The sequence below is a fragment of the Candidatus Babeliales bacterium genome, from assembly GCA_040879965.1.
GTDB lineage: Bacteria > Babelota > Babeliae > Babelales > JACPOV01 > JBBDJI01.
In genome coordinates, this window is sequence record JBBDJI010000013.1 from 368,546 (window position 1) to 382,507 (window position 13,962).

At 31.7% G+C, this 13,962-nt stretch carries 12 protein-coding genes; 10 read left to right on the plus strand and 2 right to left on the minus strand.

The genetic code is table 11. The annotated features are described in order from the left end of the window. Nucleotides 1–2: 2 nt before the first annotated feature. Nucleotides 3–413, minus strand: a complete 411-nt coding sequence (locus WDZ41_05490; GenBank protein MEX0940786.1) for a hypothetical protein — start codon at nt 411–413, stop codon at nt 3–5. Between the two features lie 216 nt (nt 414–629). Here WDZ41_05490 and WDZ41_05495 point away from each other — a divergent pair, with 216 nt between their 5' ends. Then, nucleotides 630–1,733, plus strand: a complete 1,104-nt coding sequence (locus WDZ41_05495; protein ID MEX0940787.1) for an FtsW/RodA/SpoVE family cell cycle protein — start codon at nt 630–632, stop codon at nt 1,731–1,733. Nucleotides 1,734–1,747: 14 nt separating this feature from the next. Further along, nucleotides 1,748–2,818: a hypothetical protein gene (locus tag WDZ41_05500; GenBank protein MEX0940788.1), complete on the plus strand. Its 1,071-nt coding sequence runs from the start codon at nt 1,748–1,750 to the stop codon at nt 2,816–2,818. On the opposite strand, the gene WDZ41_05505 is transcribed toward WDZ41_05500, so the two are convergent. Beyond that, a complete protein-coding gene (locus WDZ41_05505) occupies nt 2,813–4,702 on the minus strand; it encodes an ABC-F family ATP-binding cassette domain-containing protein (protein MEX0940789.1) in 1,890 nt (629 codons plus the stop codon). The two genes, WDZ41_05500 and WDZ41_05505, sit on opposite strands and share 6 nt — an antisense overlap. Nucleotides 4,703–5,042: 340 nt before the next feature. Between WDZ41_05505 and WDZ41_05510 the strand changes: the two genes are divergently transcribed. From WDZ41_05510 to WDZ41_05545, 8 genes are all read left to right on the plus strand, one after another. After that, entirely contained in the window at nt 5,043–5,585 is a 543-nt protein-coding gene (locus tag WDZ41_05510) for a hypothetical protein (GenBank protein ID MEX0940790.1), read from the plus strand. A gap of 118 nt (nt 5,586–5,703) precedes the next feature. Beyond that, entirely contained in the window at nt 5,704–6,723 is a 1,020-nt protein-coding gene (gene ruvB / locus WDZ41_05515) for a Holliday junction branch migration DNA helicase RuvB (GenBank protein ID MEX0940791.1), read from the plus strand. A gap of 18 nt (nt 6,724–6,741) precedes the next feature. After that, a complete protein-coding gene (locus WDZ41_05520; GenBank protein ID MEX0940792.1) occupies nt 6,742–7,458 on the plus strand; it encodes a YebC/PmpR family DNA-binding transcriptional regulator in 717 nt (238 codons plus the stop codon). A 9-nt stretch (nt 7,459–7,467) separates the two neighbouring features. Further along, nucleotides 7,468–8,361 carry a YicC/YloC family endoribonuclease gene (locus tag WDZ41_05525; GenBank protein MEX0940793.1) on the plus strand — a complete coding sequence of 298 codons (894 nt, stop codon included), beginning with the start codon at nt 7,468–7,470 and terminating at the stop codon, nt 8,359–8,361. Nucleotides 8,362–8,515: 154 nt separating this feature from the next. After that, complete coding sequence (locus tag WDZ41_05530; protein MEX0940794.1) at nt 8,516–9,934, plus strand: hypothetical protein; 1,419 nt, start codon at nt 8,516–8,518, stop codon at nt 9,932–9,934. Nucleotides 9,935–9,969: 35 nt separating this feature from the next. Further along, the gene (locus WDZ41_05535) at nt 9,970–11,274 is read left to right on the plus strand and encodes a hypothetical protein (GenBank protein ID MEX0940795.1); all 1,305 of its coding nucleotides are present in this window, start codon (nt 9,970–9,972) and stop codon (nt 11,272–11,274) included. A 95-nt stretch (nt 11,275–11,369) separates the two neighbouring features. Then, nucleotides 11,370–12,740: a right-handed parallel beta-helix repeat-containing protein gene (locus WDZ41_05540; protein ID MEX0940796.1), complete on the plus strand. Its 1,371-nt coding sequence runs from the start codon at nt 11,370–11,372 to the stop codon at nt 12,738–12,740. 464 nt (nt 12,741–13,204) lie between these two features. Next, nucleotides 13,205–13,852: a hypothetical protein gene (locus WDZ41_05545; GenBank protein MEX0940797.1), complete on the plus strand. Its 648-nt coding sequence runs from the start codon at nt 13,205–13,207 to the stop codon at nt 13,850–13,852. The last annotated feature ends 110 nt before the right edge of the window (nt 13,853–13,962 follow it).

Consider the following 13,962-nt stretch of genomic DNA (forward strand, 5'->3'; position numbering starts at 1 on the left):
GATTACTTTAATACGGCTATATACGTATTGGGCTTCCATAATTGAATCCCACTTCTCACATCCCCTGGTATATGTATTGCGCCCTTTTTAATTTCCCATTTATGATCAGCACACGTAATAAAATCACCACCATAAAGCCGAAAATATTTTTTCCTTTTTTTATCGTATTTTGCAAAACGAGCAACTCTAAAATCTTTCACTTCAGGAACGAACACTAATATAGTTCGTATACAAACGCCGGCATACCATCCTTTAGTGGTAAATTTCTCTGTTTTTCCTGGTTTTATACCACTATGCTGGACTTTATGCCCAAAAGTATATTTTATACGAACGGTTACATCTTTTTTTAAACCATTTGTAACAGTCTGCGTATACCCAAAAAGATTATGTTCGATGCATAATATTACAAACATCAAGAAGAAAATATATTTGAATTTCAAAAGTTTCTCCGTTTTAAGTTCATATTTTTCAGCATTCTTTTTATTTAGTTTAGTGAAATTTGACCTAATTTTTCAATGTTTTACAAAAATTGCATTTTATATTCATAAATTTTCAGTAATTTTTCTCGCTCTTTGCATAAATCTTGACTATAGTTTGATTGAAATATAAAACCTAAAAAAAATAATACTATGTTTATTGCAAGCCAGCGTTATTTTAGATATTTCGATTGGATAAGTTTTTGCCTAAGCATAACATTATCTGTATGCGGACTTATTTTTGTTTTTAGTGCTACTTATACTGAACATTATCCCTATTCAATTTTTTTTAAAAAACAAGCACTTGGCATTATTTCAGGTATTTTTATTTATCTTTTATTCACCACAATCGATTACAGACTTCTTTCGCGATTTGGTTATTTTGTGTTTTGGGCCATAGGTGGTCTTTTAATTTTTACTTTAATTAAAGGATCAATAGGCATGGGTGCGCAACGTTGGATAAATGTATTATTATTTAAATTTCAACCATCTGAACTGGCCAAACTTTTTTTTCCTGGATTTATCACTTATTATTTGTATACCAACCATGATAATTCTCAACAATGGTACGATTTTTTACCATTATTCAGCATATTAATGATAACGGTAGTACTTATTATTAAACAGCCCGATTTAGGTACCGGATTAATTATTTTATTTTCTGGATTAATTTTGCTTTGGTTTGCTGGATTATCTAGCAGATTTTTTATATTATTTTTTGGATGTTTTATCCTTACTGCACCGCTATTTTGGCATATACTCAAACCATATCAAAAAAATAGAATTACGGTATTTTTAGGTGCTGGTCAATCAAATAAGGAGCGCTATCAATTGGAACAATCAAAAATTGCTATTGGCTCTGGAGGTTTATTTGGCAAAGGATTAACACAAGGCACACAAAACCGATTAATGTTTTTGCCGGAAGGAAGAACTGATTTTATTTTTGCAATATTGTGTGAAGAATGGGGATTTGCCGGTGCATTTATTATTTTGCTTTTATATGGATTATTATGCTTTAGATTAATATTTATTGCATATATTGTTACTAATTTTTATGCACAATTGCTAATTTGTGGCTTAATGATTCATATTATATTATCAGCATTGATTAACATTGGCATGGTTACTGGGCTTTTACCAATTGTCGGTATCCCATTGCCATTAATGAGTTATGGTGTTAGTAATTTATGGATTACCTTCGCAAGTCTTGGCTGGATAAATGGTATTCAAATACGACAATTTTATATTGGTGAATAAAAAAAGGAGAATAAATGAAAAAAATTAAAATGCTTTCAACGCTATTCTTTTTGACTCTTTGTTTACATGGAATGGAAAATCAAGAGATAGTTTCATCGCTCTCTTGCGATCAATCATCCTATAAAAAACCTATCATTAAAGGCAAAAAAATTCAGATTGCTTCAGAAAAAAAATATCTTCCAGTTTATTTTAAACAACAAAAAACATCTCTTACCTCATTAACTGAATCATTAGATGAAAAAATTATTAATGCCGATATTTCTGATGCTAAAAAATTATTATATTATAGCTTAAAATTGCCAATTGATCTTGGCTCATTGGCTCAGGAATATTTATCATACACATTAAATAGACAACAATTTTCGCTTTTTTACAAAAAAAATGATTCATCAAATTTAGATGAAAGTTATCTTGATTCTTTAATCTTATTGAATAAAAGTGCAATCGATGCACTATGCCAATGGCGCAAACAAAAAAAGAATAAAGTTTTTTTACCCATCAACCAACATAACTATCTCATGATTCCAACGCAGAACAAAATCACCTGCCTTTCGCTGGATAATCATACTGATCAGACGATTATTAACGATAAACTTGATACTAATTTTACTAATGTAGATCTTAATCATTTTAAAAATATTGTAATGGTTCAATTATCAGATCGTTTACATATCTATACTTTTGGTAAAAACCAAGCACTGGATAAAATACGTATTCAAGCCTCTGAAAATAGTGTTATTGAACATGCAAAATTTTTAGATGAAGAACGAATCGTAATCATCAGGAAAAAAAATGATGATACATATCTCGATATAATTCTCTTTGATAAAGAAGCATTCAAAATAGAAAAAACATTTGATTTAAAAAAAGAATTGCTTACACAAAAATCAGTAAAAAGGGGAATTATTCCACCATGTAAACTCGAATCATTTAATGCTAACGATGTGCTCATAACGTTTCACGAAAAAATAGATGATACAACTTCGGTTCTGCTTAATCTTACTGATGGAACAATTGGGTATTATGGTGATACGCCGAAAATCAAAATAGATTATTACACGGATTCAGAGTATAGAATTTTATAGTTCTTCGGCTAACCCGGACCATTCTTGTTCAAGTTGACTTAGTTCACTCTGAACAGCCTCTAATTGGTACATAATTTTATTGTACTGAGGAGTACCATATTCAAAATTAGCCATTTTTTCACCAAGTTTATTACGCTCTTGCTCTAATTTGATAATTTTCGCTTCAATCGAACGAGTTTTTTTACTAAGCTCATGACGCTTCTGATCTGTTTTCGGAACATCCGATTCTTCATTCTGAGCATTTTGATTTTGGCTATAATTTTTTTTATTATTTCCATCTAATTGTACTTTTTTTGCATAGCAATATGTTTCATAATTACCTTCATAAGCAGATAAACCATTTGGCGTCAATTCTAAAATAACATTTGCCACTTGCTCGATAAAATCACGATCATGACTTACCAAAAGCATAGTACCTTGATATTGTTGCAATGCCTGCAACATTACTTCTTTGGCATATAAATCTAAATGATTGGTTGGTTCATCTAATAAAAGAAAATTAGCATCTTGTAACAAAACAATCACCATTGCTACCCGATTTTTTTCACCACCGCTTAAAAACTGTATTTTTTTCTTAACGTCATCGCCAGAAAATAAAAACGATCCTAAAAATGAGCGTACTTTTGTTTCAGGAATTGTTGGACATTCATCCATTACTGTTTGCAAAACTGTTTTTTTAGGATTAAGCACTGCCGTTTGATCTTGCTGGAAATATGCAGAAGAAACATTATACCCAACTTCTATAGAGCCAGATTGTAACGGATATTTGCCTGTAATTAAATTAAATAATGTCGTTTTACCTACCCCATTTGGTGCAATTAACGCAACTTTTTGACCACGCTTAATTTCTGCTGATGCATTACTAAATAATTTGTTTTCACCAAAAGCATGTCCAACATTATCAACAGTCAATACTATCTGACCAGCACGGACTACCGGTGGGAACGAAAAATTTACTGAAGGCATTGTGGGCTCAATTTCTATGACATCCATCTTTTCCAATTGTTTCATCATACTCTTGGCCATAGCTGCTTTTGTTGCTTTGGCACGAAATCGAGCAATAGTATCTTTCTTGCGTGCAATTTCTTTTTGTTGTTGATGATACGCAGTGTGCAATCGGCTTTGTTGTTCTTCTTTTTGCCGTACATAATCAGAAAAATTACCATCAAAAAGATGTCCATTCCCTCGTTCTAATTCAAGAATTTTTTCGCATGCTTGATCTAAAAAATATTTATCATGAGAAACAAGTAAATAACCAAATGAAGCTTCATTTAAAAATGACACAAACCATTCTTTAGTTGGTAAATCTAAATGGTTCGTTGGCTCATCAAATAAATAAAAATCGGCATTTTGTAGCAATAATTTTGCAAGCACCACACGCATTCGCCAACCAACACTCAACTGAGATACCGGCTTTTTGAAGTTTTCTTCAGAAAATCCCAGTCCTTTTAATACTTCTTGCGTTTTGGTTTGTGCTGCGGCTGCATCAAAAAGTTGAATTTGCTCTTGCAACTCAGCATAACGATTTACTGCTGTTTCAGCTTTTTTGGCATCTAATTTTTGTTCAAGCAATACTTCAAGTGCGGTAATTTCATCACGAATAGCTACAAATTCATCAAAAGCAGAAAATGCTTCATCAAATACGGAGTTTTCAGATTGCAACACTACTTCTTGCGGCAAATAACCCAATTTCTTCTTTTTATCAACAACAATCCGCCCTTCATCAAGCAGTTGTTGATCTGCAATAGCTTTTAAAAGCGTTGATTTGCCGGCGCCATTACGGCCCACCAAACCTATTTTTTGATCAAACGAAATAGTAAGATTAATATTATCAAACAGTTTTCGCTCTAAAAAATGTAATGAGATATTTTTTAAAATCAGCATATTTGTATCAAATAGAATAAAAATTTAAACATTGCCTTCAGAGTAGCATAAATCCAATAAAAATATAAGCCCGCCTGTAAAAGTACATCCGTTATTCAGATAATCCCCCCTTTTGACTGTAGAAAGCGAATGGGTTATTCTTATTAGAAATAAGATCGATTAGATGATTCTTGGCACTCCTCTAATTCTCGGCGCTAGCATCACTTTATTGGCTCAATATTCAAAAAATTATATTATATCTTGGTTTAGCAGATAAATTATTTAACTAGGAAAATAAATTATGAAAAAAACGCTCTTTTTATTATTCTTTACTTCTATAGCAATTCATCAAACATATGGTATGCAATTTTCACTAGAAGATAGATTTCCTAAAGGAACAGCAAGTCAATCTTTTTTTACAAGATATGATGAAAACGCAAAACAGGAACTAAAAAAAATAATTGAAAAAAATATTTTTTATATAAACAATGAATTCTCTCCAGGAAGAAAAACGCTAAATACTGAAAACATAAAATCTATTGCTGAAACATTTCCTAAGGAACAGAAGGCAAATCTGGTACTAGCAAAATTTCTAATTTTTCTACCTGATCCAGAAAGTATTTCAGGCAATAGTATTCTAAAAGCACGCCAAAAAGCCATTAAGAAGTTTGCAGATACTTGCGATTTACAAGAAACTATAGACTTTACTACTGTTTTTGCAACCAAACTCACAAATGAAGTAAATCATTCAGAAAATAGATCGCATTTTCGCAAATTCTTTAAAGAAAAAGCAGCTCAATTAAAAAGCCGTGGAGACAGAATTAAAAAGTTCTTGAAGGGGATTGTGCTGTCGCTTGCATTCCAATATTCAAAAAATTACGTTATGTCTTGGTTTAAGAAATAATAGAAGCTAAACAAATAAAATAAGCCTGCCATCGTGCAGGCCTTTTTTATTTTGCAAGATCATGACAATTGCCCTATTATTGACTAAGCTAAATGCTCAAAGATAATATGGGAACATGATGAATGAAATGCAATCTATTGAATTACTTGCCAAGCAAGAAACGCCAGAAGAACGTACGCATGATTTTATTCCAAAAACGTTCGATGATTATTTAGGGCAAGCAGAACTTAAAAAGAAATTAGCTGTTTATACGCAAGCAGCAAAAATGCGTAAAGAACCGCTTGATCATTTATTACTCTTTGGCCCTCCAGGGCTTGGCAAAACTACGTTGGCACACATTATGGCAAACGTAATGGATGTGGGCATCAAAATGGCCAGTGGCCCGATGCTTGAACGCACCGGTGATCTGGTTGCTATTTTATCAAGTCTAGAACCACGTGATATTTTATTTATTGATGAAATTCATCGTACGCCAACCAATGTAGAAGAAGTATTATATAGTGCGATGGAACAATTCAGCGTTGACGTGATTATCGGCCAAGGTGCTGGCGCTAAAACGATTACCCTTCCACTTCATCCATTTACCTTAATTGGTGCGACTACCAAAAGCGGCATGATTTCTGCCCCATTACGAAGCCGATTTGGCATCACTGAACGGCTTGATTTTTACACCGATGAAGAATTGCGTGATATTGTTTTGCAAAGTGCACAATTTTTACAATTATCATTAGCATCTGACGGCGCCTTACGTATTGCAAAATGTGCGCGGGGCACGCCAAGAATTGCTAAAAAAATTACCCGTCGTGTGCGTGATTTTGCTCAAGTGCAAAACAAAAATATCATTGATAAACCGCTTGTTATTGAAGCACTTACTTTTTTGGGTATTGATGATGACGGCTTGAGCATTGTCGATAACATGTTGCTCCGCAAAATTATAGAACATTTTGATGGCGGACCGGTTGGCCTTGATACGCTCGCTTCATTAATCGGCGAAGATAAAGATACTATTGAAGCGGTATTTGAACCATTTTTAATGCGCAAGGGATTGCTTGAAAAAACTCCGCGAGGTCGACAAATTCCATTCAAAGCGTTATCCTATTTAAAAAATAAATATCTTGGGCAAAAAGCCCTTTTTTGATACTAGAAGGTTTTAACAATGGCAGGCCATTCCAAATGGGCAAATATTAAACATAAAAAAGCCGCTATGGATGCAAAGCGCGGCAAAGCATTTACACGAATAACTAAAGAAATTACGGTTGCTGCCCGCGTTGGTGGTGGTGATTTGGCAGCTAATCCACGCTTGCGTCAGTTAGTTGATAAAGCGCGTGCTGTTAACATGCCAATGGATAATGTTAATCGTGCTATTAAACGTGGAACTGGTGAATTACCAGGCGTGAATTATGAAGCACACTTATATGAAGGCTATGGTCCTTATGGGGTTGCGGTTATTGTGGAAGCATTAACTGATAATAAAAATCGTACGGTTGCTGATGTACGCCGTTTATTTTCTAGCTCAGGTGGGTCATTAGGCGAAGGTGGCTCAGTAAGCTGGATGTTTGAAAAGCTTGGCGTAGTACGCACGCAAAAAACAGATATATCTGAAGATCAACTCCTTGAAAAACTATTAGATTTTGATGTAAGAGATATTTCACGCGATGAAGATACTTTTGTTATCACTTGTGAGCCAAAATCACTCGAACCAATTAAGCAAGAGCTGGAATCTGCTGGTATTGTTATTGAAAATGCTGAATTAGAATGGGTTGCCAATAATCCGGCTAATTTAGATGATACACAAACTGAAAAAGCAATTGCATTTCTTGATGAATTAGAAGAACATGATGACGTACAAAATGTATATGCAAATTTAGCATAAGGAATAATAATGGTAGTGAGTATGACCGGCTTTGCTTCATCCACTGCAGTGCTTACTGCAAAAGATGGTTCTCAAACACAGCTTTCAATTACATTAAAATCTCTAAATTCACGATTTTTTGAAGCAAATTGCAAACTCCCTTATGCGCTCCATCATCTAGAAACAGAATTTACTAAAATTTTTAAAGAAAACTTGCATCGTGGCTATATAGTTTTTTCCATTCAAGCTAGTAATCCTGCCATATTTAAAGGCCCCATTCAAGTAGATTTATCGGCCGTCAAAGGATATCTTGATGCCGCACAACAGATAAAAAAATCTTATGAAGTATCTGGTTCTTTAGAAATCGCCAATCTGATAATGCTACCGAATGTTTTTAGCATTGAAGAACAAACTATCGATGAACAAACAAAAAAATTTATTTTTAATGAAGTCAAACAAGTTCTTGATAAACTTATGCATGCACGCATAACTGAAGGCAAAGCATTGCAGGCTGATTTAGAAAACCGTATTGCCTCTATGAAGCAGCTTATGGATTCAATTGAAATTCTTGCAAATGAAATGATGGAACAACGAAAAAAAGAAATTATCGCCCGCTTGGCAGCACTTGATGAAGCATCTACTGAAGTTACCGAAGCACAACGTAGCGCGCTTTATTATGAACTAGATAAAATTGATATTCATGAAGAAATCGTTCGTTTTAAAAATCATCTTGAAACATTCAAAAAGCATTTACTTTCTGATGAGCTTGAAAAAGGACGGCGCCTTGATTTCATAGTACAAGAATTAGGCAGAGAAACGAACACCATTGCAGCCAAATGCAGTAATGCACAAATTAGCGCGCAAGCGATAAATATTAAAGTAGAACTTGAAAAAGCCCGCGAGCAAATTCAAAATATTGTGTAATCATCCTACACGTTTCAAATTGAAAATATTTGCTTTGCTCAAATAATCCCTAAAATCCTTTCTATTTGATAGCCATTTTCATTTTTTGCATTTTTTATTTATAATGGGGTTATGGAGGCTCAATTCTATTGCCTTATATTTAAAGGATAAAATAATGCGAATCATATTTTTGCTACCAATCTTTTTGGTTTTCATAACGAATGGGATGGAAATAGAATTAAGACAATCAAGGCCCAATTCTATTGCTCAATATCTTCAAATCCTTCCTAAACCAATAGTTGGAATGATTGCTTATGAAATGGTAAAAAAACCACCATATACTAATATTTCTCAAATTTTACCATACTGTGATAAAAATACTCAAGATGATATATGTTTGTATTTATCTTTAATAAAAAATATAAGCATAAGTATTAGTGATCGATCTTCTTACTTCACTTGGATTCCAGATATAAAAAATCAATCAATAGCAAATCATACCCATTATGACTTAGGATTAAACAATAATCCTTTTTTCGTAAAAACTTTTACCATGCCTCTTGAAAACGTTTTAAATAATAATAATTCTTCATCTGAACAATTTGTACATTTAGGGATTAATAAACAAATCAACCCACAATTATATTTTAAACGAGATAATCAATGGCAAAAAATAGCAGATCTTAATAATATTAATAATTATAGCATTCGAGGTATTTGCACAAATTTATCAGTACCAAATGAAATACTACTCCTCTCATCACCATCGCAACATGAGCCTAATGCTATATTTCTTCGAAAAATACACTTCAATCCAATAGATGATGTATATTCAATTAAAGAATCTTTTAATTTAAGCGAGCATTTCACTATGTGTTTACCGACTGGAGCAATAGCATGGCATCCGCAGAACAAAAATATTGTTGCTATAGCAGCAAATATTAAAATTAATGATAATGATTGTGAAAAGAATGTATTACTTCTTTATGATACAAATTTGAAAAAAAGTACCATTATAAACATTAATCATCATAAAATCAATGCCATAACTTTTCATTATGATACACCTAATCTAATCATTGCGTATGCCAATAATAGGGACATACTCGCCATTAACACTGAAAATAAAGCCATTAGAACAATACCAACAAAATTACAATTAGATTCTATCACTTCCAACCCTCTATGTTGCTCATTATTCAGTAATCCTTTTAAACAAGGAGAATTTAGCCTTATTCTTAATATTCTTTCTAAACACGTATCTGAATATATACCTACTTTCTATTCGGAAGTAACTAGTGGATTAGATAGCGCTAAGCAACAAATTATTATTAATTTTTCACTTGAATCCACTACTCAAGAACTAGCCGAAAAAATTGCTTTTGAAGAAATAATCGAAGAAGAGATAAAAATACCTTCTAATCAAAAAAAGCCTTCATTGTTTTGTGGAGCTAAAAGCTGGATTAGAAATAAACTACCGAATTTTTCAAGCATTAATCCATTCAAAATTTCATCACCAAAAAAATTGGCTTTAGTATATACTTTAGGTTCTGTATGCCTTGGCTATCTAGCATGGAAATATTTTAAAAATTAACAAATTAAAAGTAAACGAAACAAAAGGCTTTCAATATGAAACATTCACTTATATCTCTTATTTTTTTCTCTTTTTCGATAATGAAGGGAATGGAAATACCATCACTAAACAATCTAGCCCATAAAGAAATCATAAAGCAACCTTCTGCTAATAATTGTAACTTTTTACAAGATTTAGAATTTCCAGATAAAAAAAATCTCTCTTTTGAACTTTCTTCTATTTGCGCAAAAAAATATGTTTCTCAAAAATCTCAGCTCATTCCGCTCATTGACAATGAATCAATAGAAATTCTTTCCGGGGATATAATAAACAAAAAAAAGAATATATTGAGTTCTTATAGACTTGTTTTAATGCCTATAAATAAAAGTAATTATCCATTGCAAATTAATTCATTACTTACTCATGAAAATAAAAAATATCCATACATACCGCTTTGGCTAGAAGGCAGAATAAGCCTAGATAATGAAAAATATATTGATACTGTCTGCTTTAAAGATAAAACCGCTGAGTTTTATTTTGAGCAAGAAGCACTTTCACGCGAAGAGGCGATTAATAATATTATAACTAATCCATCTGTATCAAATCATGCTCTTCTCATCACTTCTGATCTTCATAAGAATAAAACAATAAAAAAATTAGAATTTAAGCAATATACAAGCCGAAATGGACAACCATTTCATTATTTTGAAATAACCAAAAACTACAATATAAATGAAAATTTACCTCAATTTGAACTTACCGGGGGTATGGTTTGGAATCCAAAAGAAACTAATCTAGTCGCTATTGCTTGTAAAATAAATAATGAAAAAAAACAATCAATTATAATCTATGATTTGAATACTGAAAAATATGAATTGATTAATTTGGAACTTTGCGATGATGATATTTATGCTTTAACGTATATTCATCAGGCTCCCAATTGCCTTATTGCCTATACTCAAAATAAAAATGTAATGGTTATTAATACTAAATTAAAAATAGTTACAAAAATCGGTCAATTAATACAAGCACCAGATTGTATCCATCCTACTGGTTGTATTTCATTATTCAATGACCCAAAAAATGAAAAAATGAAGCAAAAAAATGATAATGAAAATTTTACACTTATCATCAATCATAGCTCAAATCAAAAATATGGTTTTCAATATGATGAAAATCAAACCTGTATTAATTTCTCTTTAAAGCCATTTTCTCCTCATAAGGTGACATTTAAGGACAGATTAATTTCCATGTTTTATGCAACAAAAAATTGGTTTAAACAAGCTCCCATTTGTACTCCACAGGCTTTTTTGCTCGGTGCAATAACAAGCTATCTAGCATGGAAATATTTTAAGAAATAATAGTAGACTAGCTGCAAAAATCTTATTGCGTATAAAGTTTTCTTGATTCATCCCAAACAATTGATGTACAAAATAAGTGAAGCAAAAGGAGAATCATGAAAAGATTTGTTTATTTAATTTTTTTCGTTATACCCAATCTAGTATTTGCAGAGAACTTAGAAACACAAATTGAATTAGCAAGTAATCCGATAAATCTTGATGAGCTACTCACTCAATCAATAGATAATCAATTTGAAATCACTGTTCAAAATACTGAAGTACCACAAGCTTCTTGCAAGGGTAATTGTCAGTTAGCCAATCAAATTCAATTAACACAAAATGGTATATCACCAAACATGATCACCATGCCTGGCCCATATTGTGTTATCACCGATTTAACCGTGCCTGCATTTCAAAATGGTATTTTCATTAATACCAGCAATGTCATTTTAGATCTGAACAATCGCATTATTATGAGTGCAAACGGTGCAAATTTTACTTCTCTAACTGGTATTGTAGTAAACAGTAATCTATCCAATATAACAATAAGAAATGGCACTATCGTAAACCTCGGTGGGAATGGCATTCTCATTAATCCTGGTTGTCGACAAATTATTCTAGAAAATATTAAGTTTTTAAATAATTTAAATGGCATGCAACTTCTTGGGGTACGCACTTGTCGCATTCAAAATTGCTTATCGAGTTTTAATCGTAATGATGGTTTTTTGATTGGTAGCATTAATGGAAGCTTTAGTCAAAACTTCCTCATTCGCAATTGTATCAGTTCATTCAATGCCTTTGATGGTTTTCAATTAACTAGTTGCTTCAATTGTGATTTAGTTGACTGCTTTTCATTTAGCAATCAAGCAAATGGATTTGATCAAACATTAGGCAGGCAAATTAATTTTAATGGCTGCCAAGCACTAAGTAACGTCAGAGAAGGTTTTATTAGTACTGGTAATAATCATAACTTTGATCAATGCCAATCAAATGATAACAGGCTTGATGGCTTTTTAATTGATGGTAATCAGCAAACTATCACTAATTGCCAAGCAAAAGCAAATCGAACAAATGGATTTATGGTGCGGAGTAATAATAATTCTTTGCAAAATTGTATTGCAGATGCCAATACTCAAATTGGCTTTATCATCAATGGCAATAGCCATGTCTTGGAAAATTGTGAAGCAAAAAGCAATGCTACTGGCTTCCAGATTACTAATAATAATCATTGCCTTTTAAACAATTTAGCAAAAAACAATACGGCGATTGGTTTTTCATTGCTTGCTGCTAGTAATCGATGCCAAGTACGAAGCAATACTGCTGTAGCAAACAGCACGGGTATTCAAAATAGTACAACAACTGTTAACCGTATTTATAGCAATTTTTCAAGTGACAATACAACGGCAAACTTTGTGGGTGTACCTAATGTGATTGTTTCACCTTCTGCGGTGGCAGCAATTAACTTTACGGCCAATATTTCAAATTAATTAGTTATTCAATTTTTTTCAGAAATTCTTGGTTCAATAACTCTACTGTTTCTTTTTTAGGTTTATAAGAATTACCGCAATCAGAACATTCAATATACAATTTTTTAGGGCTTGTTGGAAAAACCGGTATAAAGAAAAATGTAAACCATTTACGCATATAAAAAAATTGCATTACTTGTTCTTCTTGACAAATAACACAATCAAAATGTAATTTCCTGATATCTCGTCTTCTCCAGCTCGAACTCTAAATTATAAATATTATATCCTTAAGATTTCAAAATATTAAATTTTTTTGAAAGTTCATTAACTCTATCAAATAATTCAAGCAAACCTAATCCAAATTATCCTTTCAGACATTTAAATTTTAGAGAATTATATAGATTTTTTTTAAACAAATCTAATTTTTTTGGTATTATTTTGAAAATATTTTTACAGATTTTTTAAATATAAAACTAAAGGATTATATGTATAAGAGACTATTCCTACCAATATTTTGTTACTTAGCGATCAACATACCTATGATTCTTAAATCTCATATTGAATTTGAACAACAAAAATGGGAACATGTAGAAAAGTTATTCATTATAAATCCTGTAGAACATGCTAATAATTCTGTATTTAATAAAAAATTAGGAATTATCAGCTTAGGATCTTTTGTTTGTTTTAGCCAATTAATTAATTATAAGCACAAATACACTGCTTTCTCAAAGAACTCTTCTCCATTAAGCACAAATATTAAAGAGATAGTAATAACCAATTCGGATCTTTGTTTATATGAATTACCACGAACTCATAATTTTACTACTTTTTGCGCAACAATTTTTGGTTTATTTGCAATCTCTATCTATGAAAAAAAATATTTACGAAACCATTTTTTATATCAAAAATTCCTTGAATTTATAAAAAATTGGCCTATTCAAAAAGAATTAGTACCGGAATACTTTATAGAATCATTTGACGAATTATACGAAGAGTATCAAAAATATGGAGAAACTAAGCAATTCAAACAAAAAGCACTTGTTTTATTAAAAAAAATACAAACGAGTATTTACCATAAATTTTCGTATAAATATTATCAAGCGAGTTTATTTAAATTCAGCTTATTTTTCTGAAAAATATTCTATTTTAAGGACAAGCAATAAATTCATGAAAAATATTATTTTAAATAGTTAATCCTCTTGTAATGGTAGATTTGTCTATTCGCTCCTTTATTTATTCTTTC

Excerpts from the sequence above, each read along its gene's own strand:
- WDZ41_05490 (MEX0940786.1), bottom strand. The coding sequence starts at position 413 with ATGTTTGTAATATTATGCATCGAACATAATCTTTTTGGGTATACGCAG.
- WDZ41_05495 (MEX0940787.1), top strand. The coding sequence starts at position 630 with ATGTTTATTGCAAGCCAGCGTTATTTTAGATATTTCGATTGGATAAGT.
- WDZ41_05500 (MEX0940788.1), top strand. The coding sequence starts at position 1,748 with ATGAAAAAAATTAAAATGCTTTCAACGCTATTCTTTTTGACTCTTTGT.
- WDZ41_05505 (MEX0940789.1), bottom strand. The coding sequence starts at position 4,702 with ATGCTGATTTTAAAAAATATCTCATTACATTTTTTAGAGCGAAAACTG.
- WDZ41_05510 (MEX0940790.1), top strand. The coding sequence starts at position 5,043 with ATGCAATTTTCACTAGAAGATAGATTTCCTAAAGGAACAGCAAGTCAA.
- ruvB (MEX0940791.1), top strand. The coding sequence starts at position 5,704 with ATGAATGAAATGCAATCTATTGAATTACTTGCCAAGCAAGAAACGCCA.
- WDZ41_05520 (MEX0940792.1), top strand. The coding sequence starts at position 6,742 with ATGGCAGGCCATTCCAAATGGGCAAATATTAAACATAAAAAAGCCGCT.
- WDZ41_05525 (MEX0940793.1), top strand. The coding sequence starts at position 7,468 with ATGGTAGTGAGTATGACCGGCTTTGCTTCATCCACTGCAGTGCTTACT.
- WDZ41_05530 (MEX0940794.1), top strand. The coding sequence starts at position 8,516 with ATGCGAATCATATTTTTGCTACCAATCTTTTTGGTTTTCATAACGAAT.
- WDZ41_05535 (MEX0940795.1), top strand. The coding sequence starts at position 9,970 with ATGAAACATTCACTTATATCTCTTATTTTTTTCTCTTTTTCGATAATG.
- WDZ41_05540 (MEX0940796.1), top strand. The coding sequence starts at position 11,370 with ATGAAAAGATTTGTTTATTTAATTTTTTTCGTTATACCCAATCTAGTA.
- WDZ41_05545 (MEX0940797.1), top strand. The coding sequence starts at position 13,205 with ATGTATAAGAGACTATTCCTACCAATATTTTGTTACTTAGCGATCAAC.